This window comes from Nocardia crassostreae (assembly GCF_001613405.1).
In the GTDB taxonomy this organism is placed as follows: Bacteria; Actinomycetota; Actinomycetes; order Mycobacteriales; family Mycobacteriaceae; genus Nocardia; species Nocardia crassostreae.
This window is the reverse complement of the sequence record NZ_BDCH01000039.1, coordinates 141192-164638: the sequence shown is the minus strand read 5'-3', so window position 1 is coordinate 164638 and position 23447 is coordinate 141192. Positions and strand designations below refer to the sequence as shown.

Below are 23447 nucleotides of genomic sequence, written 5' to 3'. Positions count from 1 at the left end.
CTGGCTCGGGCTCGGGCTCGGGTTCTGGCTCCGGCTCCGGCTCCGGCTCCGGCTCGGGCTCAGGCTCCGGTTCCGGCTCAGGCTCCGGTTCGGGCTCCGGTTCGGGCCCGGGCTCGGGTTCGGGCTCCGGCTCAGGCTCCGGCGCGGGTTCGGGCTTTGGCTTCCAAACACTCTCGTCCGGCGCGTCCGGTGCCTCATAGGGAGGTGCGGCGGGCGACACGTCCTCAGGGGTGTACCGGGGGGTGTATGGAATCTGCGACGTAGTACCCGGAAACCACGGCTCCGGGGTCCGGCCAGGCGGATTCTCGCCACCCGGATTCGGTCCCTGCCCATCACCGTCGGGGCTCTGCTCCCCGTCAGGGGTCTGCTCGCCTTCAGGGGTCTGCTGCCCGTCCGGGTCGGGCGTCTGCTCACCCTGGGGTGTCCGCTCCCCTTCGGGGTCAGGCGTCTGCTCGATGTCGGGCTGTGACTCGCCTTCCGGAGTCTGTTCGGATTCCGGCTTTGACTCTCATTCTTCTGGTTTCGGCTCACTCTCGGGCTTGGACTCGCCCTCGGGTTGGCTCTCGTCTTCCGGCTTCGGCTGTCCTGCTTCGGGTTTCGCGGGCGCCTCTGGCGTGGCCTCGGGCTTGGCCGCGGTTTCCGGGGTAGCTGCGCCCTCGGGGTTGGCGGCGTGGGACTGGTCGCTCGCGGAGGAGCCGGACTGGAGCGGTTCCGAGCCGGGGGTGGAGAGGATGGGCCGGGATTCGGCGGTGGCCGCGCGGGGTTGGGGGGCGCGGGATTCCGGGGTGGATGGGCGAGGAGTGCTGCCGTCGGATGCCTTGGGCGGGGACGAATGCTGGCGGCCATCGCCGACGGGGGAACGCTGTTCGGGCCCGGCGAGGGACGGGCGTGGGGTGGCTTCGCCGGAGGTGGCACCGGCGGCGGCGGGCTGCTGCCCGCCAGCGGCCGGGTCCGGAGCGCCGCTTGGTGCGACCGGCGCATTCTGTTCGGCCACACCAGATTTGCCTTCGCCACCAGCGGTCATGCCCGGCAATTCAGTCAAACCGTCCGGATTGCCGGTGCTCGGCCGCTCCGCGAGACCATTCGGATTACCGGGAGACGGCTGCTCCGCAATGCCATTGGGGTTCGTGGTGGAAGGCTGTGCGGGGGCACCATCCGGTCTACCTATTGACTGGGTCGCGTCAGGCTGGCCCAAGTTTGCGGCGGCGGGCTCCGGTTGAGCCCCCTTGTCAGGGGCAGCCTCAGGGCCGCCCGCGTTTTCCTGGAGGCCACCGGGTTGGATGGGGTTATCCGCCGAGGGCTGGGACTCGTGCGGGCTGGGTTGCGGTTTCTCTTGCGTGCCTTCGGGTCCGGGAGCCGACTCCTGCGGGGTCGCGCTCTTGTCCCCGGGGGCGACGGGCTCACTGGGAGCGATACCCGCCGGGGCGGCGGTCTCGGGGCTGCCCACGTTTTCCTGGAGGCCACCGGGTTGGGTGGGGTTATCCGCGGAGGGCAGGGACTCCTGCGGGGCGGGTTGCGGTTTCTCTTGCGTGCCTTCGGGTCCGGGAGCCGACTCCTGCGGGGTCGTGCCTTTGTCCCCGGGGGCGACGGGCTCACTGGGAGAGGTTCCCGCCGGGGCGGCGGTCTCGGGAGCGGTTTCTCGGGGTGCGGCCGACGAGCCTTCGTCGCCGTGGTTGCCGGGGCCGGGGCCTCGGACTCCTTGGAATCGGCGGAGATATTGGGGGTCTCGCCCTCGCGCGTCGGGGACGCACCGGTATCGCCGCCATCGGGAGCGCCTGCGCGCGACTGATCACCCGAATCACCCGCGCGCGGCGACGCACCCGAATCGCCCGAATCGCCCGCGCGCGGCGACGCACCCGAATCGCCATGGTTGGCACCATTGTTAGCGGTGTCGCCGGAGGAGGGGTTGCCGCTTGTGCTGGGGTCACCGGCCTGCGGACCATTGCCCGGGGCTGCCGTGTCACCGGCTCGCGACTGGCCGCCGGTGCTGTTCTGGCCGCCGACGTTGTTCTGCGCACCGGTATTCGACTGGCCGCCAGCGTTGGACTGGCCGCCAGCGTTGGACTGACCGCCAGCACCCGACTGACCACCAGCGTTGGACTGACCACCAGCACTCGATTGGCCACCAGTGTTCGACTGCCCACTGGTACCCGGCTGGCCGCCGGTGTTCGGCGAGCCGGCTGTGGTCTGGTTGCCGGGGGCATTCTGGCCGGTCGCGACGGGGTCGCCACCGCCGGTGGGGCTGCCCGTATTCGGCTGCGCGCCAGGGTTGTTCGGGGTTTCGGCGGTGGTCGGGCGGGTGGGGGTGCTGCAGTCGGGGCTGCCGAAACCGGGTGCGCCGGGGCCGTTGTAGCCGGGGATTCCGGGGCCGGGGCCGGGGTGGGCTCGGGTGCGGCCGCCTTTGGTGCCGCCGGTGAGGGCGCCCATGGCGGCGCCGCTGGTGAGGACGCGGGGGTCCCAGGTGCTGGGGTCCATGGTCATGCCGTTGAAGAGGCCGCCGCCTACGTAGGAGGCGACGGCGCCGACCATGCCTGCGCCCGCGCCGACGGCGGCGCCGCGGAGGGCCTTGTCCCAGGGGGCCATTCCGGGGTTGATCTTCGCGAGTTTGCCGAGTTTGTCGCCTGCGGGGCCACCGGCTGCCCCGGCGATGGCGGCGGTGTAGGCGGTGGTGCCTATGCGCTTCCAGTCGACGTCTTTGCGGTGGCCCGCGGCTTTTTGGTAGAGCTGGATGCCGAGGTCTTGACCGACGCCGAGGACCGTGCTGATCATGACGTGTTTGGCGAGGAACTTCGCCAGGGCGGCGGGGGCCATCTTGGCCACGTGGATGAGGGCGCGCTTCAGGCCCATCTGCGCCAGTTGGCGAATGCCTATGCGGGTGGCCGCGATTGCCGCGGCTTCGACGGCGGGTGCGATGGGCGGGAAGATCCAGGCCAGGGCGATCTCGGCGGCCAGCATGATCAGGGAGGTGACGATGAGGATCTTGGTGTACTCGATCTCGGTGCCGAGCCCGTCGGCGCCATCGGCCACCAGGTCGAGGATGCGCGCGAATTCCTCCACCGATTGCGGGCCGTCGACCAGTTTGTCGAGTGCCTCGACGATCTTCTCGACGCCCTCGCCCCAGGGGTAGGCGTCGACCGTGGCCGCCTTGGCGTCCTCGATCTCGTCCAGTAGATCACGCAATTCGGTTGCGGCCGTGCGCCAGTCGGTCGCCAGCGCCCACATCTGGTCTTCGTCGCCCTCGGGCCAGTCGGAACCGGCGACCCAGCCGAGGATGTCGGGAAGATCTACGCTCAAGACGGTCAGTTCCGCCCGAAGCCCTGCCCGTTACGCTTGTCCATCCCGGCCAATAAGGTGGCCGCGTCCTTCTGACCGTCGGCGTACGACTTGAATGTCGTTGCGAGCTTGCCGAATCCGTCCTTCAGATTCTCGCGCGCGGTCAGATACCCCTGCTCGCCGTCGGCGAAGCCGGAACCGTAGCTGTCATTGCCCCACGGCTCCCCCCGGCCCGCCAGCGCTCCTTCCAGCTTGTTGAAGATGCCGTTCACCCGATCGTGCAGCGCCTGCATCTTGCCTCCGGCAGAACGCAATTGCTCGGGTGTTGCACTGACCTTCGACACGACCGACGCCCTCCTGACAGCAGACAAGAGCATGACGATCACACGACGCCGACCCGGCCGGAAAGCAGCGCACAGCCGAATTAACGCGAACCTGATATGTCCTGCGGCACAGGACTTCCCACCTTGACGGCTTCCTTACACCCCCGAAACGCCAACGGGCCCGACGCTCCCCGCGGGAGCACCGGGCCCGTTACAGGCGTGCGAGATGTACTAGGCGCAGGCCGGGGAGGTCTGGTTGGCCAGCGACAGGGTGTTGCAGATCCATTCCTTCTGGACCTTCCACTTGCCGTCTTCGGCCACGAACGGAACCACGACCTGGTTCGGCGCGCCACCGGCGATCGAGACCGTGCCGTCGGCGGTAATGGTGCCATTGCCCAGATCGGTCACACCGGTCACCGTGATGGCGGCATTGTTCTGCTGGTAGGCCTCGGCCAGCCGCGAGGGCAGGCTCGGATCGGCCGCGACGCCCTGCATCATGTCCAGCTTCTCCGAGTCCGGAACGTTCGGATCCAGAGCCTTCTGCAGTTCAGCATTGAGATCCGCCACGGTCGGGGCCGGCGGGTACTGGGCGTTGGCGGTGGTCTTCGCGGTGGTGGTCTTGGACGGCTTGGTCTCCGTCTTGTCACCACTGCCACACGCGGACAGCCCGAGTGCGGTGGCCACAGCCAGAGTGGCGACCGCGATTCGTCCAGTCTTCTGAAGCTTCAACTGCTCGTCCTTTGCGTTCGAGTAGGTCCGTTGGACAATGTGACAGCTACACCCGACCGGCGGCGCTGCACGATGGGTCAGGCTACCAACGAGACTGCCAGGAAGCCGACTCCGCGGTCGCTGTCGCGCCACTTTCAGGCCGAATCCTCATAATTGGCGCAGCCGCGCCTTAGAAGAGGGGATTTCTCAGGGGCAAGCCCCTGAAACCCCATGTGGGTGGCGGTCCGGGCGCAGCCGCACGCCCCGGAACCTCCAGGTCGGGGCAGCGCAGCTCGGAACCTTCAGGTCGGGGCAGCATGGCGCAGCTCGGAACCCGCAGGTGGACAACGGTCGACCCGGCTCAGAGCAGGCTCTGGAGTGGGTCGGCTTTGCGTAGTTCCGGATCGTCGGCGGGGAAGGTTCGGGCTGGGCCGGGGCCGGTGGAGCGGGTCTCGAAGCGCACGGTCACGACGCCGTGGCCTGCGCCTTGCACCCAGCCGTGGCCGAAGTCGGGGTGTTCGACATCCAGTCCCGGGTACCAGGTTTGGGTGGTGTAGGAGCGGGTGGCGGGCGGTACCTCGGGATCGGGGCCGAGGGCCAGGCCCAGGGTGGGTTCCTCGGAGACCGACTCGGTGTGGACGGTTTGGTCCAGTTCGGGGAACAGGGATTCCTGGCGAATCTCGGATAAACCCGCAAAACCCACGCCTACCAGGCGAATCGGGCCTAGTTCGGCGGGATCGAGGGCGGAGCGCTGGGCGGCGGCGGTGAGGGTGGCCAGATCCTCGGTGGCGTAAGGGAGGGTGGACGAGCGGGTCACAATGCTCATATCCGTCTTCTTGAGTTTCAGTACGACGGTGCGCGCCGCCCGCCCGTCCTCGGCGAGCCGCCGGTACGCCGCGACCGCCATGGCATCGATGGCGGGCCGGAGCTGGGCCAGGGTGACGATATCGGTCTCATAGGTGGTTTCGGCGCTGATCTGCTTGGCCTCGGCCCGCTCGGCCACCGGATTATCGTCGATACCGCGGGCCAGCCGATGCAAGCTCACCCCGATGACGCCACCCAGAATCGACACCACCTCCGATTCCGGCAAGGCCGCCAGCGCCCCCACCGTCTCGATACCCAATGTGCGCAAACGACTTTCGGTCACCGGCCCCACACCCCACAGCTTGCGCACCGGCAGCGCGGCCAGGAACCCCTGCTGCTCGGCGGGCGAGATCACCCGCACCCCATCGGGTTTCGCCATTCCGGAGGCGATCTTGGCGAGCTGCTTACCGCTGCCCGCCCCCACCGAGGACACCAGCCCGGTGCGCTCCCGCACCGCCGCCCGCAGCTCCTCACAGAATTCGAGCACCCGATCCGGTGTGGCCCCGGCCAATTCGGCCGGTTCCCCGAACGCCTCGTCGAACGACAGCGTCTCCAGCACCGGTATCCGCGCCCGCAGCGTATCGAACACCTGCCCGCTGAGCTCGGCGTATACCGATCCGCGCGGCGGCACGATGACCCCCTTCACCCCGACCAGCCGCCGCGCCTGATGCATGGGCATGGCCGACCGCGCCCCGAACACCCGCGCCTCGTAGCTCGCACCCGCAACCACCCCGCGTCCGCCCATACCGCCCACCAGTACGGGCCGCCCGCGCAAGGTCGGCCTGGTCAGCTGCTCGACCGAGGCGAAGAACGCGTCCATATCGATGTGCAGCACCCACCGCCGCCCGTGCTGGGTATTTGCTGGGAGTCCGCTTTCGATCCACTGCGAGTCCAACCCCTGCCCACCCCGCTGAACGGCGCCCGCTCCACCACGACGAATATCCGTGCTGACCAGGCACAATCCGCCCATGGGAGGAGTAGGTGGGAATGTTCACATCGCCGAATCTACGCGCGACTACCGACAGGTACGTCCGCTCAGGTGTGTGATGATCGGAGTCATGACGATTCGCAAGGCCGTGATCCCCGCCGCCGGTATCGGCTCCCGTCTGCTCCCGCTGACCAAGGCCCCCAAGGAGATGCTCCCGGTCGGCGACAAGCCGGTCATCGAGCACACGGTCCGCGAACTGGTCGCCTCCGGCATCACCGATATCACCATTGTGGTCAGTGGCGGAAAATCCTTGATCGAGGACCATTTCCGCCCCAATCCGGCCCTGGTCGCGCAGCTGCGCTCCGACGGCAAGGACGCCTACGCCGACGCCGTCCAGGAGGTCAGCGACCTGGGCCGTCTCGGCCACATCACCTATCTCGACCAGCACGGCCCGTACGGCAACGGCACCCCGGTCCTCAATGCCGCCCGCAATCTGGGCGACGAGCCCATGCTGGTGCTCTGGCCCGACGACGTGTTCGTCGCCGAGGCGCCGCGCGCCCAGCAGCTCATCGACGCCTACGAGAAGACCGGCGCACCCGTCCTGGCCCTGCTGCCCATGGATCCGTCCGAATCGCAGCGCTACGGCGTGCCGGTGGTGGAGGAGTCGGTCAACGAGGGCCTCATGCGCATCAGCGGCCTGAAGGAGAAGCCCAAGCCCGCCGACGCCCCCTCGGCGTACGCGGCCATCGGCGGCTATGTGGTCACCCCGGGCATCATCGAGGAGCTGCGCCGTCAGGTCGACACCTGGTACACCCACCGCACCGGCGAGGTGTACCTGACCGATGCCATCAATATCTTCGCCGCCGACAACCCGGTCTACGGCCAGGTGATCAATGGCCGCTGGTACGACACCGGCAATCCGGCCGACTATCTGGTGGCCCAATTCGCTTCCGCGCTGGCGCATCCCGACTACGGCCCGCTGCTGCGCCAGCTCTGCCTGGAGTGATCAGGACACGGCGGAGGCGCTCAGGGTAGCGGGACGATGACGACGCGATTGTCGGGCATGGCGGGAATCCAGGCGGTCGCGGCCGTGGCATCGAGGGTGAAATCCGCTGGCCCGTGGGTGTTCTCGGGCAATTGCACCAGTGCCACCCGAGCGCCGTCCGGCCCGTAGACCGTCACCGTGCCCGGCGTCTCGCCCCCGGAGGCCCAATCCGAGACGATGAGATTTCCATTGGGCAGCACCGCGATTCCGTCCAGCACCCCGTGCACCGTCCCGATGCGCTGGGGGACGGCCGGCTGCTGGGCGAGGTCGAGCCGCCACAGGTCGCCACCGGTGAAGTCGGCCCCCGTCCCGGCCACGTGCACCGTCGCGGTCGCGACGGCTATCCCGTTCGCGCCCGGAATCCCGGTGGCGAGCGGTTCGAACTTCTTGGTCTCGAGGTCGAGCCGGTACACGATCCCGCGCAGCGAGTCACTGGCCAGCAGGGTGCCGGGATCCAGCAAGGCCAGATCATTGAGCAGCGAGGGCTCACCGCCGTCGAGCACCGCCTCGAACACCTGCCCGTGAGTATCCATGTCATAGCCCACGACCCGATCGATATCGGCCACGAACACCCGATTGTCGGTGTAGGCCATGCCTTTCGGCGCATGCAGCGGCGGATCGCCGGGGCGCGGCATGGCGCGGCGGGCGGTCACGGTGCCGACCGAGTTGAGTTCGGTGAGGAAGCCGTCGCCGTCCTTGGTGACCGGCGCCGATTCCGGGCCGATATTCGAGACGAACCACCGGTCGCCCGCGAACAGGACGCTCTCCGGGGTCGAGAAGCCTTCGAGGGTGGCGGGCTTGGTGACCGTCCCCGGCCCGGTGGTGGCCGCCGGGGCTTCGTTTCCCCCATCGCCGCATCCCAGCGCGGCGCCCGCGAGCAGCACCAGCGCGCCGAGTCCGGCGGCGAGGCGCCCGTGTGTTCTCCAACCAGCTCCGGCACGAACGTCCGACAGATCGGACATGGCGTCAACCTTCCAGCGGGGGTCCCGCCCCGACCAGCGAGACGGGGGTCAGTCTATCCGCGACCCGCCGCCCACCCCACCGAAATTCGCTGAACAACAAGCGGTTTCATGGCACATCAACTACTCGTCGGCGGCGTTGTAGCGCATGAGATAGCCCGCGAAGCGAGCTATGTCCGCATCATCCCAATCCTGGAGCCGATCGGCGAAGGCGTCGGCCCGGCTGCGCGACGCGGCCCCCGCGACCCTGCGGCCCTCGGCGGTCGCGCGCAGCACATGATTGCGGCGATTGGCGGGATGGATCTCCTTGGTCAGGTACCCCTCCTGCTCGAGCACCGCCACCTGGCGGCTCACCGTGGACTTGTCCAGGTGATAGTGACCGGCCAGCTCCGCCGCCAGGCACCCGTCCCGCTCGATGACGAGATCGAGAATGCTCGATGCCACCAGCGACAGCTCCGGATGCAGTTCGGTGGCCCGCCCCCGGGCCCGGCGGGCGAAGGCGGTGAGCCCGCGCTGAATGGCCTCGATGGCCGCGGCGCGGTCCGGGAATACCGACTCCGTCTCCATAGTTGTAGACTACAACCCTTGCATGGTTGCATTTACCAACTATTCGGAGTGAACCTATGGCCTCGCACCAGATCCGGCATGTCGCCACCCACCTGCTGACCCCGCTGCTCATGTGCCTCGGCATGGGCCTGGCCTATCTCGGCGCCTTCCATCAGCCCGAGCCCAACCAGCTGGCGATCGCGGTGGTCGGCGACGCGCCGCAGCACCTGGTGCTGGTGCTGGCGCAGACGCTGAAGGGCAAGGGCGGCAATGCACTCGACGTCATCACCGTGCCGACCCGCGAGGACGCCGTCACCCAGCTGCGCGAGCGCGAGCTCGCGGGCGCGTTCGTCCCCGACGCCCAGCATCCCGAACTGCTCATCGCCTCGGCCGAATCCGATACCACCGCCATGGCCGTGGAAACCCTCTTCCACGGTGTCACCGCCCAGCAGGGCGTGCCGCTGACGGTCACCGACATCGTCACCCCCAGCCCCGGCGATCCCACCGCGCAGGGCATCTTCTTCCTGCTCGTGGCGCTGAGCATCGGCTCCTACGGCAGCGTCGCGGCCATCGGCGCGGCGGGTGGCGGCCTGCCCATGTGGATGCGCGCCCTGTTCGGCCTGGTCACCTCGCTCATCGTGAGCCTCATCGGCCTGGCCGTGGCGGGCCCGGTCTTCCACGTGGTCGATCACGATCTCGGCGCGATCTGGGCCATGTCCTGGCTCTACTCCGCGGGCATCCTGGCCATCGGCATCGGCCTGCACACCTTCCTGAAGCGCTGGACCACCCTGGCCATGATGGTGCTGTTCGTCATGCTGAACTTCACCACCTCCGGCGGCGTCTACAGCCCCATGCTGCAGAACGACTTCTTCGGTGCGCTGCACGGCTTCTGGACCGGCGCGGGCTTCGTCGAGGGCGCGCGCAGCCTGCTCTACTTCGATGGCGTGGGCTTCGGTTCCCGCCTGGCGAGCCTGTTCCTGTGGCTGGCCGCGGGCCTGGCGCTCATCGTCGCCGCTGCGTTCAACGAAAAGCGCCGGGCCGCAACCGAATCCACCGCGGTCGCCACCGAACCGCGGCATGCGGCGGAGGATGCGGCCGAAGAGGAGATGGAAGAGGCGGTCGGCGTCTAGCCGTCGGCCCGGATATTCAACCGCGACAAGGCCGTCCGCACACCCGCGCGGACGGTCTCGCTGTCTCCGACCGCGCCGCTGATGGTCACCCCGTCCCGCGTCAGCAGCAGCGCGCGGGCGGCCTCGTCGACATCCTCGTGCCCGGCGGCCCGCAATCGCTCGGCCATGAGATCGCGGAACCAGGCGCGATAGTCGTCGACCACCCGGCGCACGGCGTGGTCGGGCTTGGGGAATTCGACCGCCGCGTTCAGGAACGGGCACCCCCGGAAGCCCGGACCGCGACTGAGTTCGGCGAGCGTCTCGAAGATGACGACGATCCCCTCGACCCCCTCCTCCCGCACGGACTCCAGATTGCCCCGCTGCCGGGCGTATTCGCGCGTCAGATAGGCGACGACCAGGTCGTCCTTGGTCTTGAAGTGCCGGTAGAAGGTGGCCTTGGCGATTCCGGCCTCGGCAATGATCCGGTCGATGCCCACGGTGTGGATGCCCTCGGCGAAGAACAGCCGGGTCGCGGTGTCCAGCAGCCGATCACGCGCCTCGCTCATGCCCGCTCCTTCCCGTCGGATCGCCCTATTGACGATAGCAGACAGGTCTGTCTACCCTGGGATTCGGACGTGAACAGACAAGTCTGTCTAGGAGGAATAATGCCCACACTCTTCACCTCTTCCGCCACCTCGGTCGGCCGCGAGGGCCGCTCGGTCAGCTCCGATGGCTACCTCGACCTGAAGCTGGCCCAGCCCAAGGAGAACGGCGGCACCGGCGACGGCACCAACCCGGAGCAGCTGTTCGCGGTCGGCTAATCGGCATGCTTCGCGGGCGCGCTGCAGGCCGTGGCCCGCAATCAGAAGGTCGATATCGGCGATGCCTCGGTCACCGCCGACGTCAGCCTGAACAAGGACGACGAGACCGGCTTCTCCATCTCCGTCGTGCTGCACGTCGAGCTGCCCGCCGAACTGCAGAACGAGCAGGGCCGCGCCCTGGTCGAGGCCGCCCACCAGATGTGCCCGTACTCCAAGGCCACCCGGGGCAACATCCTCGTGAAACTGGTTGTGGAATAACCGAATTCAGTAGAAACGGCGAATATCGTAGATCTCGAACTGCGTCAGCGGGGTGAGTCCCACCGGGACGCCCCAGGTCAGCGCATTGAGGACCTGCCCGCCTCCCGCGTAGATACCGACGTGGGAGGCGTCGCCATTGAGGATCACCACATCACCCGGTTGCAGCGCGCCGAACGGGACCTCGAGCCCGGCCCGGGCCTGCTGCCAGGTGGTCCGGGGCATATCGATGCCGACACCGCGGTAGGCCCACTGCACCAGCCCGGAGCAGTCCCAGGTATCGGGGCCCTCCGCGCCCCACTCGTACATCTTCCCGGTCTGCGTGGCCGCCAGGCCCAGCGCCGCCATGGCGCGCGGGCTGGCCAAGGGCAGTTGCGCCGAGCCGCTGGCGCTGCCGGAGGCCGAACCGCTCGCGCTGCCGGAGGCGGAGCCGCTGCCCGAGCCCGTTCCGGAACCGGTGTCGGCCTGGACGGTTCCCGCCCACAGGGCCGCGATCACGGTCATGGCCGCGGTGGTCGTCACGAACGATGCGCAGCGCTGAAGCAGTCTTCGTGCCATGTACTCGCCCCTCGGGTCTACGACCGGAACTAGAGATACAAACCGGAACTGCCGTGATAGAAGTTATCTATATGATAGCTGTTCTATCGCAATTCCGACATTCGGCACAAGAAGACTCCGCCTGGCGTGTCCGCGCGATCTAGGTCACGCGCGCCGCGCTCCCGGCGATCACGGGCAGCTCGCCGGTGCTCGGCACGCCGGTCCCGCGCAGCGAGGCGCCGACCGTCTCCCGCAGGAATGCCAAGGCCACGAGCCCGACGAGGCAGCCGCCGACCATGTACACCGCCGGGAACAGGGTCCAGCCGGTGCCCTCGATGACGGCCTCGTTCACCAGCGGCGCGGTCCCGCCGAAGACGGCCGTGGACACGTTGTAGCCCAAGGCGAAACCCGCGTACCGGACATGTGTCGGGAAGATAGCCGGAAAGGTGGCGGTAATGGTCGCCAGCTGCGGGATGTAGAGCAGGCCCAGCACCACGAATCCGACGACCGCCCAGACGGTTCCCCGGCCCATTAGCACGTACATCGGGATGGCCAGCACCGCCAGGCCCACCAGGGAGGCGAACCACAGCGGCCGCCGCCCGGTGCTGTCGGAGAGCCTGCCGAAGAACGGCAGCGCCAGCATCATGACGATCTGGCCGATGAGCATCATGGTGGTCGTGGTGGATTCGTCGATGCCGATGGTGTTCTGCAGATACGTCGGCTGATAGGTCAGCAGCGTGTAGTTGACGATATTGAGCGCCACCACCAGCCCGGCCAGGGTGAGTAGCTCGCGCCGGTACTCGGTGACCAGCACGCGCAACCCGGTGCGCGGCTGAGTTTTCTGCTCCTGCACCTCGGTGAACACCGGCGATTCCTCCAGCCGGTTGCGCAGATACCACCCGATCAGCCCGAGTGGCACGGCCAGCAGGAACGGAATCCGCCAGCCCCATTCGTACATGGCGTCCTTGCCCAGGACGAGCTGGCAGGCCAGCACCACCGCCGAACCGCCGACGAAACCGCCCAGCGTGCCGAATTCCAGGAAGCTGCCCAGGAAGCCGCGCCGCTTGTCATTGCAGCTCTCCGCGAGATACGTTGCCGCCCCGCCGTATTCACCGCCGGTGGAGAAGCCCTGCACCACCCGCAACGCGATCAGCAGAATGGGCGCGAACACACCCGCCGTGGCGTGGCTGGGCAGCAGGCCGATGGCGCCGGTGGCGGCGGCCATGAGCAGGATGGTGATGGCCAGCACCGGCTCGCGCCCGATGCGGTCGCCCAGCGGCCCCCACACCATGCCGCCCAGCGGCCGCAGTACGAACGACACCGCGAAGCCGAGCATGGTGCCCAGGGTGCCCAGCTCGCCGGGAAAGAACGCGGCCGTGATGTAGGTGGCCGTGGCGGCGTAGACGCCGTAGTCGAACCATTCGGTCGCATTGCCCATGGCGGCGGCGGCCACCGAGCGCCTCTGTTGTGCGGATTTCGGGTCGCTGCTCGTCACGAGCGCTCCTCTGCCCTGCTAGCGGATATCGGTGCTTGCCGTGGGGCGCACGGCGCACACAAACCACTCGGCTACCCGCTCTCGTCGCCAGCAAACCCGAGTGATTGCCGGGCAACCCCGAAACAGCGCGCTCTACCAGGGGTGTCAAGATAAATGTGACGTGCGCCGCACAGTCTCAAACGAGTCAGGCAAACTCGTGCAACAGCGCGGCGACGCGAAAGGGGCGAGACCGAATACGGTCTCGCCCCTTCAGACCTTCCGGCGCCCGCCGGAATGCGGCCTCACGCCTTGGTGACGGATGCCTTTACACCGCCCACGATCTCGGCGGCATTCGCGCCCGCCTCGCCGAAAGTGAGGCTGGTGGCGAGGATTTCACCGGCGATCAGATCGCGGCGGGTATCCGCCCAGCCCGCCCGTTCGGCGGGGACCTCCAGGACCACGGTGATGCGGTCGGAGACGTCCAGGCCCAGGGACTTGCGGGTCTCCTGGAGATCGCGGATCAGATCGCGCGCCCAGCCCTCGGCCTCCAGTTCCTCGGTGACCACCGAATCCAGCACCACCAGACCGGTATTGCCCGGCAGCGCGGCGGTGGACTCCGGTTCGGCGGCGACCAGGCGCTGGGTGTACTCCTCGGGCAGCAGGGCGATCCCGGCGGCGGTGACGGTACCGTCGGCGGCCTCGCTCCACTGTCCGGCCTTGACCGCCTTGATGACCGTCTGCACCTCCTTGCCCAGGCGCGGACCGGCGGCGCGGGCGTTCACCACCAGTTCGAAGCGGCCGTGGCTGGCCACATCGGTGGTGAGGTCGACCTTCTTGACGTTGACCTCGTCGGCGATGAGATCCACGAAGGGCTGCAACCGTTCCGCGTCGTCGGCAGCCACGGTGACCTCCGACAGCGGCAGCCGCACGCGCAGGTTCTGCGCCTTGCGCAGGCTCAGCACCGTCGAGCAGACCGTGCGCACCTCGTCCATGGCCGAGACCAGCTCCGGATCCTTGGGCAGTTCGGTATCGCTCGGCCAGTCGGCCAGGTGCACCGACCGCTCTCCGGTGAGACCGCGCCATATCACCTCGCTGATCAGCGGCAGCAGCGGCGCCGCGAGCCGGGTCGTCACCTCGAGCACGGTGTGCAGGGTGTCGATGGCGTCGCGGTCCTCCTCCCAGAAGCGCGAGCGCGACCGGCGCACATACCAGTTGGTGAGCGCGTCGGCGAAGGCGCGCAGCTCGTCGCAGGCGCCCGCGATGTCGTTGACCTCCAGGGCGGCGGTGATGACATCGCGCGTCTGCGCCAGCTTGGCCAGGATGTACCGGTCCAGCACATGCGTCGAGTCGGTGCGCCAGGAGCCCGGCTTCGAGGCGTAGAGCTGCAGGAAGGTCCAGGCATTCCACAGCGGCCGCAGCGCATGGCTGACGCCCTCGCGGATACCGCGCTCGGTGACGATGAGGTTGCCGCCGCGCAGGATGGGCGAGGCCATGAGGAACCAGCGCATGGCATCGGAGCCGTCGCGGTCGAAGACCTCGTTGACATCCGGGTAGTTGCCCTTGGACTTGGACATCTTCAGCCCGTCGTCGCCCAGCACGATGCCGTGCGCCGCAACGGTCTTGAACGCCGGGCGATCGAACAGCGCGGTCGCCAGCACGTGCAGGGTGTAGAACCAGCCGCGGGTCTGCCCGTTGTACTCCACGATGAAGTCGCCCGGATTGCGTCCCGGATGCTCGGCCGTGCCGTCGAACCAGTCCTTGTTCTCGAACGGGTAGCGCACCTGCGCGAACGGCATGGAACCGGACTCGAACCAGCAGTCCAGCACCTCGGGCGTGCGCCGCATCATCGACTTCCCGGTCGGGTCATCGGGATTCGGGCGCACCAGATCGTCGATCATGGGCCGGTGCAGATCGTCGGGCCGCACGCCGAAGTCGCGCTCCAGCTCGTCGAGCGAGCCGTACACGTCCACGCGCGGGTATGCCGGATCGGCGGAAACCCACACCGGGATGGGCGATCCCCAGTACCGGTTGCGGCTGATGTTCCAGTCGCGCGCGCCTTCGAGCCACTTGCCGAACTGGCCGTCGCGGATGTGCTCGGGCACCCAGGTGATCTCCCGATTGAGCTCCACCATGCGGTCGCGGAACTTGGTGACCGCCACGAACCAGGACGGCACCGCCATGTAGATCAGCGGCTGGCCGGAGCGCCAGCTGTGCGGGTAGGAGTGCTCGATGGTCTCGTGCCGCAACAGCTTTCCGGCGGCCTTGAGGTCCTTGATGATGACCGGGTTGGCGTCGAAGACCATGAGGCCCTCGTACGGCGGCACCATGGAGGTGAACTTGCCGCCCGCGTCGAGCGGCTGCACCAGCTCGATGCCGTTGGCCGACGCCACATCCATGTCCTCCTCACCGAAGGCGGGCGCGAGATGCACGATGCCGGTGCCGGATTCGGTGGTCACATAGTCGGCGGTGAGCACGCGGTGCGCGTTCGGGTGGCCGACGAAGAAGTCGAACGGCGGCCGGTAGCGCAGATCGGCCAGGGCCGCGCCCGCGTACTCGTGCAGCACCTCGAAGCCGTCGGCCTCCTCGCCCAGCTCGCGGGCGTAGTGCGAGACCCGTTCGGCGGCAAGCAGGTAGCGCTTGCCGTCCTTGCCCTTGACGTGCACGTAGGTGACATCGGGATGCACGGCGATCGCCAGGTTGGACGGCAGCGTCCACGGCGTGGTGGTCCAGATGACGGCATTGGCGCCGTCGAGGGCGGCCAGCGGATGCTCGGCCGGAACCGACAGCACCATGTCCACGGTGACCGCGGGATCCTGGCGCATCTTGTACGCGTCGTCGAGGCGCGTCTCCTGATTCGACAGCGGGGTCTGCTCGTACCAGCTGTAAGGCAGGACTCGGAAGCCCTGATAGATCAGCCCCTTGTCGTACAGCGACTTGAACGCCCACATGACCGACTCCATGAAGTCGAGATCGAGGGTTTTGTAGTCGTTGTCGAAGTCGACCCAGCGCGCCTGACGCGTCACATAGTCGCGCCACTCACCGGTGTACCGGAGTACCGAGGATTTACACGCGGCGTTGAATTCCGCCAGCCCCATGGCATCGATCTGTGATTTGTCCGTGATACCGAGCTGCTTCTCCGCTTCGATTTCCGCGGGCAAACCGTGGCAGTCCCAGCCGAATCGTCGTTCGACCTTCTTGCCGCGCATCGTCTGAAATCGTGGGATCAAATCCTTGACATATCCGGTCAACAGATGACCGTAATGTGGCAAACCATTGGCGAACGGCGGGCCGTCGTAGAAGACGAATTCCTCTGCATCGGAACGGTTCTCGATGCTGACACGGAAGGTGTCGTCGGCGGCCCAGTACGCGAGCACACGCTGTTCGAGCTCGGGGAAGTTCACCTGCCCGCCGGAGGCGCCGAGGTCGGCGCGCGGATAGGCGTTGGGGGTCGGGGTCGCCATGCGGCGTCAGTCTCCTCGTGCCGGTGTCGTGGGCACGGGGACGATATCGGCGCTGGTGCGCCGGTACCGCGGTACCACCCCGCTTGCTCGATACGGACGATCGAGCCTCTCGTTGTGAGCTGTGACGGGCTCACCCGTTCGGTTCTAGTGAGCGGGGCTGCCCCGCCGTTCTTCCGAAGACTCCCCGGTGATGGCCGGATCAACGCCGAAAAACTGTTTTCAGTCTAGCGGGGGGAGTCCAGCGGATATTCCCGCCCCCGCGGTGCTAGTGCTTCGCGTGTCGCCCGCCCGGATGGGTCTGCGAGTCCTCGTCGTTGTCGCGCATTGACAAGGCGCTCACCAGCAGCAGGACCGCGCCGATGACGCAGACGAGAATGCACCCCCACGCCCAGATCACCGATCCGGTGGTCAAAGCAGTGACCAGCAGTCCGAAACCGATGGCCGCGAGGACCAGTGTGACAACGAGCATGAGGACCACCCCCTCGTGCGGTGTCGTGGGTCGGCCGGACGGTGGCGGCGCCGCGCTGGCCCCCGGTGGGGTTCACAACGCGGCACCAATGGCCGTAGATACGACTTTACTTGCCGCCCTTGAGGAGTGCGCCGTTGCCCGAGTCGCCCTCACCGAACTCGCCGCCGTCGACCGGGACCGCGGAGCCGCGGTTCTCCAGCTCCTCGAGCTGCGACTCCAGGTAGGACTTCAGGCGCACGCGGTACTCGCGCTCGAAGGTCTTGAGCTGCTCGATACGGCTCTCCAGCACGCTGCGCTGCTGGGTGATGGTGGCCATGATCTCGGTGTGCTTGCGCTCGGCGTCGGCCTGCAGGGCGTCGGCCTTCTCCTTGGCCTGGCGCAGCTGGGAGTCGCTGCGGGTCTGCGCGTCCGACAGCATGGCCTCGGCCTTCTGGCGGGCGTCGGCGATCATGGCGTCGGAGCGGGTGCGGGCATCGCCGACCAGTCGCTCGGAGTTCGCTCTCGCATTGGCGAGCAGCTGCTCGGCCTCGGTCTTGGCATCGGAGGTGAGGCGGTCGGCCATCTCCTGGGCCAGCGAGAGCACCTTGGCGGCCTGCAGATTCGCATCCGCGCTGGGGGCCTCGGCCTTGACCGGGACCGGTGCGGGCGCGGGCATCGGGGGCGGCGGCGGGGCCACGGCGGCCTTCACGGGCTCGGGCGCGGGCGGCGGCGGGGCCACGGCGGCCTTCACGGGCTCGGGCGCGGGCGGCTGCTTCACCGCATTGACCGGGCCCCGATTCTTCTTGGCGTCAGCCAGTTCCGCGTCCAGCTCGGCAACACGCTGGCGAAGATCCGCATTCTCCTCGATGAGGCGTGAGAGCTCCTGCTCGACCAGGTCGAGGAAGGCGTCGACTTCATCCTCGTTGTAGCCGCGCTTCCCGATCGGTGGTTTGCTGAACGCGACGTTGTGCACATCGGCGGGGGTCAGCGGCATGGAACGATCCCTTCACGCTTCGTATGGAGATCTAGCGGTAGATCTGGGCTAGCTTTCTTTCCGGCCATTCTGTCACATCTCAGCTACGCGGCACCCTGGCTGCCCGTGATGGACATCAGGAAGAACACAACGAAAAGCAGGACCATAATCGACAGATCGAGCCGAATTCCCCCAAGATTCACTGGCGGTATCAAACGCCTCAGCAGTTTCACCGGAGGGTCGGTGATCGTGAAGACGATCTCCAGGATCACCACGACGAAGCCGGTCGGCCGCCAGTCGCGCGCGAAGCTGCGAATGAACTCGACGATGACTCGGCTGATCAACAGCAGCCAGAAGAGGAACAGCAGTAGGTTCAACACCTGGAACAGGGCCACGGCGTCAACTCTGCCTCAGAAACACTGCCTTGCAAAATGAAACGCGGATTGTCACAGCTCACAGTACGGTTCCGAGGGTATCGGCCGTAGTCAAAGGCATACGGGCGCTACGACTGTGAGTCCGGACGATCCCGGCATCTGAGACTAATTACTCGGCTCGTTGTTCGCGCGCTGTCGGTGCAACCGGCCCGATTCCGGGCCGGGCCATCCGATTGGGCGTCACAAACGCGCCACTACCCCCGTTGACGGCTGTCAGATGTTTGCGCAGCCCTTCACTTCCGGCCTGCCCGCCGGTCGTGGTGGTGCTGTTACTTCTGGTTGTAGAAGCCGTTTTCGGCGATCCGGCGGCGCTCCTCGGCGGAGACGTCGACATCGGCGGGCGACAGTAGGAAGACCTTGGTCGCGACCTTGTCGAACGAACCGCGCAGGGCGAAGGCCAGACCCGCGGCGAAGTCCACGAGACGACGGGCGTCGGAGTTGCTCATCTCCACCAGATCCATGATCACCGGGGTGCCGTCGCGGAAACGCTCACCGATGATGGCGGCCTCGGCGTAGGTGCGCGGACGCAGCGTGGTGATCTTGGACAAGGGCCCTCCGTCCTCGAAGATCTGGGAACGGCGGGGCGCGGGCGGTTCCACCCGGCGCTCCTCCATCCGCAGCTCTTCCATGCGACGCTCAGCGTCGGTGTCCACCGCGAGCGCGCCCCGCGTGGCGCCGCGCATGGCGGGCGCGCTGCCGCCCATGCTGCGGGTGCGGCTGGAGGGCGCGTTGTCGATACGGGTGGGGCGGCGCGGAGAGTCGTAGCGATCGTCCGCGTACTCGTCGGCGTAGTCGTCCCGGCGCGACACGCTGTACCCCGGCTTGTACGGGGCCTTGTACGGCGGCGGCTCGGAATAGGCGGGCTCGTCGTCGTAGCGATCGTCGGCGTACCGGTCGTATTCACGCTCGGCGTAGGACCGGGACGAACGACGCGCAGCACCGCGTTCCTCGGCGCCGCTTCGGGGTCCGCGGTCGTCGACGTAATCGTCTTCGTAATCCTCAAGCGGAACCATCCCGAAGTACGCCTTGAACTTGTGCAGCGTGCTCATCTAGTCGACCTTCCTTCGGCCCCGGTTGGCCTGGGGTGTTGTCCTGCTCAGTCCTCGTCTGCCACCAAGCATATGTTTCAAATGTGACTGATGAGGTTTCTTTGCTGCGCCGAGGTTATCGGTCGAGCGCCCATCAAAGCGGTACCGACACGCACGCACGTCGATCCATGCCGGATCGCGGCCTCCAAATCGTTTGACATGCCCGCCGACAGCTCCGTGGCCTGGGGATGTTCGGTCAGCAGGGCGGCGTGCAGCCGGGCCAGACGGGCGAAGGCGACGTCCGGTTCGACATCCAGCGGCGGAATCGCCATCAGCCCCGCGAGCTGCAACGATGCACCCTGCGCAACGCGCTCGGCCAGCGCGAGCAACTCGGCCTCCTGGACGCCGCCGCGAGCCGGATCGGCATCGAGACTGACTTGCAGCAGCACCCGCAAGGGAGCGGTGCGCTGCCCCGCCTCGAGGGCGGCCGCGGCCCCGGCGTCCAGGGCCGCGGCCAACCGGTCCGAATCGACCGAATAGACCGTATCCGCCCAGCGTGCAACGCTTTTCGCCTTATTACGCTGCAGCCGCCCGATGAATTCCCAGCGCACATGCGCCAGATGGCGCAGTTGCGCCACCTTCTCGGAAGCCTCCTGCTCACGCGATTCGCCGAACTCGCGCAGTCCGAGTCCATAGAGGATCTCGATATCCGAGGCCGGATGGAACTTGGTCACCGGCAGCAGCCGCACGGCGGCGCGATCGCGGCCCGCGGCCGCGCAGGCTGCGTCGATGCGGTCGCGCAGGGCGGTGAGCGCCGTGGACAACTGTGCCACCCGCTCCGGGGATCCAGTGATGCGCGCCTCGTCGCCCGCATCGGCCCGCGGCGGCGCGCCCGGTCCGGAACCGGTTGTGGCGTCGTGGATCTCGGTCATTCTGCGGTCCCCTCGGATGACATCCAAATCACACCGGCGAGTCTGCCCGTCGGCGCGCCGCGTCGGTGACTGAACAGGGTCTTGTCCTCGATGGTGCACCGCGGGTCCACCGCGACCGCCCCCACCCCCGCCGCCTCCAGCTGCCGCCGGATCCCGGCCCGCAGATCCAGCCCCGGCGTCCCCTTGGCCGTGGTGGTCGCACTGCCCGGCAGATGAGCCTCGACATCCGCGCGCATGGCGGCGGGCACCTCGTACTGGCGACCACTGGCCGCCGGTCCCAGGAACGCGCCGATCCGCTCCGGCTTCGCACCGACGGACACCATGGCCTCGAGCACCCGCGGCACAATCCCGATCCGCGCCCCGATCCGCCCCGCATGCACCGCCGCGATCACCCCCGCCTCATCGTCCGAGAGCAGGACGGGCACACAGTCGGCGGTGAGCACCACCAGCGCCAGATCCCGCTCCGTCGTCACCAGCGCATCCGTGGCAGGCACCGCCTCCACCTGCAGCCCGACCACGATCTCCACATTCCGCCCGTGAATCTGCTCCATCCAGACCAACCGCTCCGACGGCAGCCCGATACTCTCCGCGAGCCGAACCCGATTGCGCCGCACCGCCTCCGGATCATCCCCCACATGATCCCCAAGATTGAACGAGTCATAGGGCGCAGCCGAAAACCCACCCGCCCGCGTCGTCACTACCCGCCGAGTCCGATAAACCGGTGCCGCAGAAGTCATGCCCCCGAGGGTAGTAGCCACCCCCCGGCAATCCCCCACGCCCACAACCCCCACCACTGTGGCATCAGCAACACCCCGGAAACACGAACGCGCCCGCTCGGTGGCGGGCGCGTCGAATCGGCGGGGCGGCGGGTGCGCTTACCGCCGCATGAACGACGGCACATCCACATCGTCATCATCCGCGTCCGGCGGCTGAATGTGGTTCCGAGAGTTGTGCGCAACCGTGGGATCCACCGCAGGACGCGGCGATTCATAAGACGGCGCAGGCCCGCGCGTCGAAGACGGCGGCGTCTGACCGACAGGCGCGGCCGGTTCGGGTCGCGACTGGACCGGGTCCGGGGTGCGGGCGGTGCTGAATTCGGCGCGGCTGCTGACTTCTCCGGCACTCGCGCGCACCGTCCCGAACGAACTGCCGGTACGACCGACCGTGGGCTCGATGCGACGCGCGGGAGTGCCCCCGTCAAAACCCGCGGCGATCACCGTGACCCGCACCTCGTCGCCGAGGGAATCGTCGATGACCGTACCGAAGATGATGTTGGCCTCGATATGAGCGGCTTCCTGGACCAGCGAGGCCGCCTCGTTGATCTCGAACAAGCCGAGATCCGACCCGCCCGCGATCGAGAGCAGTACGCCGTGGGCGCCGTCCATGGACGCTTCCAGCAGCGGCGAATTGATCGCCGCCTCGGCGGCTTTCACCGACCGGCCCTCACCGCGGGCCGAGCCGATGCCCATGAGCGCGCTGCCCGCACCGGACATGACGGACTTGACGTCGGCGAAGTCGACATTGATCAGGCCCGGGATGGTGATCAGATCGGTTATGCCCTGCACACCGTTGAGGAGCACCTCGTCGGCGGAGCGGAAGGCGTCCATGAGGCTCACCGCGGCATCGCCGAGCTGGAGCAGGCGGTCGTTGGGAATGACGATCAGCGTGTCGCAGGACTCGCGCAGGGCCTGGATGCCCGCCTCGGCCTGGTTGCTGCGGCGCTTGCCCTCGAACGAGAACGGCCGCGTCACAACACCGATGGTGAGTGCCCCGAGCTTGCGGGCGATGCTGGCCACCACGGGCGCGCCGCCGGTGCCGGTGCCACCGCCCTCACCGGCGGTCACGAAGACCATATCGGCGCCCTTGAGCACCTCTTCGATCTCGTCCTTGTGATCCTCGGCGGCCTTGCGGCCCACCTCCGGATCGGCGCCCGCACCCAGCCCGCGGGTGAGTTCACGGCCGACATCGAGCTTGACGTCGGCATCCGACATCAGCAGCGCCTGCGCGTCGGTGTTGACCGCGATGAACTCGACTCCCTTGAGTCCCTGTTCGATCATTCGGTTGACGGCGTTCACGCCGCCGCCGCCGATACCGACGACCCTGATCACAGCAAGGTAGTTGTGCGGGGGCGTCATGGGCGTTCGCCTTCCTTCGATCTGAAACAGCTGTCGTCTTCGAATACCCGATGACGCCGAATCTTTAGTCTCGGTCCGATAAAGCCTCAACCATAGGTTTAGCGTTATGTCAAGTATCCGACTGGTGCGGAACGGTATTAGCCACCACCGCGTTACGGGCGCAGGCGCGCCGAAACGAGTGTCAGAATCTTGCGTGATTCACCTCGTCCGACCCCACCTGGCATCGTATCGTGGACGGTTGCTCTCCGGTGCCGGATAGTCGCCGACGGTGACATTCCGGCAAGCCGACGAATTTTTCGGCGGCCCAACGGGTATCGCTCACTTTACCGTGACCAGATTCGGACTCGAAATGTCGAACACCGTGCCGGGCTGGGTGAGCAGGGGTCCGACCACCGCCGCCTTGCGCGCCGAATCGCCCGCACCGCCCCACAGCACGGTGCGGCCGTCGTGCAACTCGAGGGCAATATCCGAAACCGAACGGGCCGCAATCTCTCCCACCTGCAGGCGTAGGTCCGGCGGGGCGGCGGCGAGCACGGCCACCGCGGCGCGGGTCGCCGGATCCGCGCCGCCCGGGTGCGGGGTGACCAGTTCGGGAATGCCCGGTGGGGGCGGCTCGATCGCGAATTGCACGCTGTCCCAATCGACCAGGTGCGGACCGTCCGGACTGTTGAACCAGAGCACGGCGGTGCGCTCCTCGACGGTCACCCGGACGCTGGACGGGAACACCCGTTGCACCCGCACCGACCGGACCTTGGGCAGGGCGGCCACGCGTTCGGCCATGGCGGTGGTGTCGATGCGCATCATCGACAGTCCCCGTGGGACTTCCAGCACATCGAGAACCTGTTGCTCCGGCACGGCCAGCAGCCCGTCCACGCGCACGGTGCGCACCGACAGCACCGGCGTGAAATAGGCGACCGCGCCCAGCGCGATGAGCAGCACCACGCCGACGGCCGTGCCGATGCGGACACGCGGCGACCGCCATGCCTTGGCCAGCCGGGAATCCGACCGGCCGCGTCGCAATCGGGCCCGCCGGGCCGCGGCGGCCGCGGTCGATCCCGGTCCGTCCGAATCCCGGTCGGCCGCTGCGGAACCGGGGCCGCGATGGAGATCCTCGTCGTCGTACAGGTCGTCCCAGTCCTCCACCGCGGCGTCGTCCGCTCTGCCGTCGTCCGCTCCCCCGCCCGAACGCATGGC

21 protein-coding genes and 1 pseudogene are annotated in these 23447 nt (G+C 67.8%); 3 read left to right on the top strand and 19 right to left on the bottom strand.

Annotated features, from left to right (window positions below; genetic code table 11):
* Positions 1-508: 508 nt before the first annotated feature.
* The 5 genes from NC4_RS40760 to NC4_RS34760 form a co-directional block, all read right to left on the bottom strand.
* Entirely contained in the window at positions 509-994 is a 486-nt protein-coding gene (locus NC4_RS40760; protein ID WP_157555401.1) for a hypothetical protein, read from the bottom strand.
* Between the two features lie 170 nt (positions 995-1164).
* Positions 1165-3294 carry a WXG100-like domain-containing protein gene (locus NC4_RS34775; protein WP_067547430.1) on the bottom strand — a complete coding sequence of 710 codons (2130 nt, stop codon included), beginning with the start codon at positions 3292-3294 and terminating at the stop codon, positions 1165-1167.
* A 5-nt stretch (positions 3295-3299) separates the two neighbouring features.
* Positions 3300-3617, bottom strand: coding sequence for a WXG100 family type VII secretion target (locus NC4_RS34770; RefSeq protein ID WP_157555400.1), 318 nt, complete (start codon positions 3615-3617; stop codon positions 3300-3302).
* Positions 3618-3827: 210 nt separating this feature from the next.
* Positions 3828-4325, bottom strand: coding sequence for a WKL family lipoprotein (locus NC4_RS34765; protein ID WP_067547424.1), 498 nt, complete (start codon positions 4323-4325; stop codon positions 3828-3830).
* A gap of 340 nt (positions 4326-4665) precedes the next feature.
* Positions 4666-5988: a DNA polymerase IV gene (locus NC4_RS34760; protein WP_245722132.1), complete on the bottom strand. Its 1323-nt coding sequence runs from the start codon at positions 5986-5988 to the stop codon at positions 4666-4668.
* A gap of 238 nt (positions 5989-6226) precedes the next feature.
* Here NC4_RS34760 and NC4_RS34755 point away from each other — a divergent pair, with 238 nt between their 5' ends.
* Positions 6227-7102, top strand: coding sequence for a UTP--glucose-1-phosphate uridylyltransferase (locus NC4_RS34755; protein ID WP_084530063.1), 876 nt, complete (start codon positions 6227-6229; stop codon positions 7100-7102).
* Positions 7103-7122: 20 nt separating this feature from the next.
* On the opposite strand, the gene NC4_RS34750 is transcribed toward NC4_RS34755, so the two are convergent.
* Both NC4_RS34750 and NC4_RS34745 read right to left on the bottom strand, forming a co-directional pair.
* Positions 7123-8103: an SMP-30/gluconolactonase/LRE family protein gene (locus NC4_RS34750; protein ID WP_067547416.1), complete on the bottom strand. Its 981-nt coding sequence runs from the start codon at positions 8101-8103 to the stop codon at positions 7123-7125.
* Positions 8104-8223: 120 nt separating this feature from the next.
* Positions 8224-8667 carry a MarR family winged helix-turn-helix transcriptional regulator gene (locus NC4_RS34745; RefSeq protein ID WP_067547414.1) on the bottom strand — a complete coding sequence of 148 codons (444 nt, stop codon included), beginning with the start codon at positions 8665-8667 and terminating at the stop codon, positions 8224-8226.
* Positions 8668-8723: 56 nt separating this feature from the next.
* Here NC4_RS34745 and NC4_RS34740 point away from each other — a divergent pair, with 56 nt between their 5' ends.
* Complete coding sequence (locus NC4_RS34740; protein ID WP_067547411.1) at positions 8724-9776, top strand: YhgE/Pip domain-containing protein; 1053 nt, start codon at positions 8724-8726, stop codon at positions 9774-9776.
* Here NC4_RS34740 and NC4_RS34735 read toward each other — a convergent pair.
* On the bottom strand, positions 9773-10321 hold the full coding sequence (locus tag NC4_RS34735; RefSeq protein ID WP_067547410.1) for a TetR/AcrR family transcriptional regulator: 549 nt from the start codon (positions 10319-10321) through the stop codon (positions 9773-9775). The two genes, NC4_RS34740 and NC4_RS34735, sit on opposite strands and share 4 nt — an antisense overlap.
* Before the next feature lie 99 nt (positions 10322-10420).
* Here NC4_RS34735 and NC4_RS34730 point away from each other — a divergent pair.
* Positions 10421-10834 (top strand): annotated as a pseudogene (locus NC4_RS34730) (organic hydroperoxide resistance protein).
* A gap of 6 nt (positions 10835-10840) precedes the next feature.
* On the opposite strand, the gene NC4_RS34725 reads toward NC4_RS34730, so the two are convergent.
* The 11 genes from NC4_RS34725 to NC4_RS34675 form a co-directional block, all read right to left on the bottom strand.
* Positions 10841-11389 carry a C40 family peptidase gene (locus NC4_RS34725; RefSeq protein WP_245722128.1) on the bottom strand — a complete coding sequence of 183 codons (549 nt, stop codon included), beginning with the start codon at positions 11387-11389 and terminating at the stop codon, positions 10841-10843.
* Between the two features lie 139 nt (positions 11390-11528).
* The gene (locus tag NC4_RS34720; protein WP_067547507.1) at positions 11529-12806 is read right to left on the bottom strand and encodes an MFS transporter; all 1278 of its coding nucleotides are present in this window, start codon (positions 12804-12806) and stop codon (positions 11529-11531) included.
* Between the two features lie 338 nt (positions 12807-13144).
* Positions 13145-16303, bottom strand: a complete 3159-nt coding sequence (ileS, locus tag NC4_RS34715) for an isoleucine--tRNA ligase (protein ID WP_067547408.1) — start codon at positions 16301-16303, stop codon at positions 13145-13147.
* Positions 16304-16568: 265 nt separating this feature from the next.
* Entirely contained in the window at positions 16569-16772 is a 204-nt protein-coding gene (locus NC4_RS34710; RefSeq protein WP_067547504.1) for a hypothetical protein, read from the bottom strand.
* Positions 16773-16878: 106 nt separating this feature from the next.
* Complete coding sequence (gene wag31, locus NC4_RS34705; protein WP_067547405.1) at positions 16879-17745, bottom strand: DivIVA-like cell division protein Wag31; 867 nt, start codon at positions 17743-17745, stop codon at positions 16879-16881.
* An 83-nt stretch (positions 17746-17828) separates the two neighbouring features.
* Positions 17829-18119, bottom strand: a complete 291-nt coding sequence (locus NC4_RS34700; protein WP_067547402.1) for a YggT family protein — start codon at positions 18117-18119, stop codon at positions 17829-17831.
* A gap of 308 nt (positions 18120-18427) precedes the next feature.
* A complete protein-coding gene (locus tag NC4_RS34695) occupies positions 18428-19207 on the bottom strand; it encodes a cell division protein SepF (RefSeq protein WP_067547399.1) in 780 nt (259 codons plus the stop codon).
* Positions 19208-19284: 77 nt separating this feature from the next.
* A complete protein-coding gene (locus NC4_RS34690; protein ID WP_245722127.1) occupies positions 19285-20010 on the bottom strand; it encodes a YggS family pyridoxal phosphate-dependent enzyme in 726 nt (241 codons plus the stop codon).
* A gap of 104 nt (positions 20011-20114) precedes the next feature.
* Complete coding sequence (gene pgeF, locus NC4_RS34685) at positions 20115-20855, bottom strand: peptidoglycan editing factor PgeF (RefSeq protein ID WP_067547396.1); 741 nt, start codon at positions 20853-20855, stop codon at positions 20115-20117.
* 138 nt (positions 20856-20993) lie between these two features.
* Complete coding sequence (gene ftsZ / locus NC4_RS34680; protein WP_067547387.1) at positions 20994-22253, bottom strand: cell division protein FtsZ; 1260 nt, start codon at positions 22251-22253, stop codon at positions 20994-20996.
* Positions 22254-22571: 318 nt separating this feature from the next.
* A complete protein-coding gene (locus tag NC4_RS34675; protein WP_084530057.1) occupies positions 22572-23444 on the bottom strand; it encodes a cell division protein FtsQ/DivIB in 873 nt (290 codons plus the stop codon).
* Positions 23445-23447 lie beyond the last annotated feature (3 nt).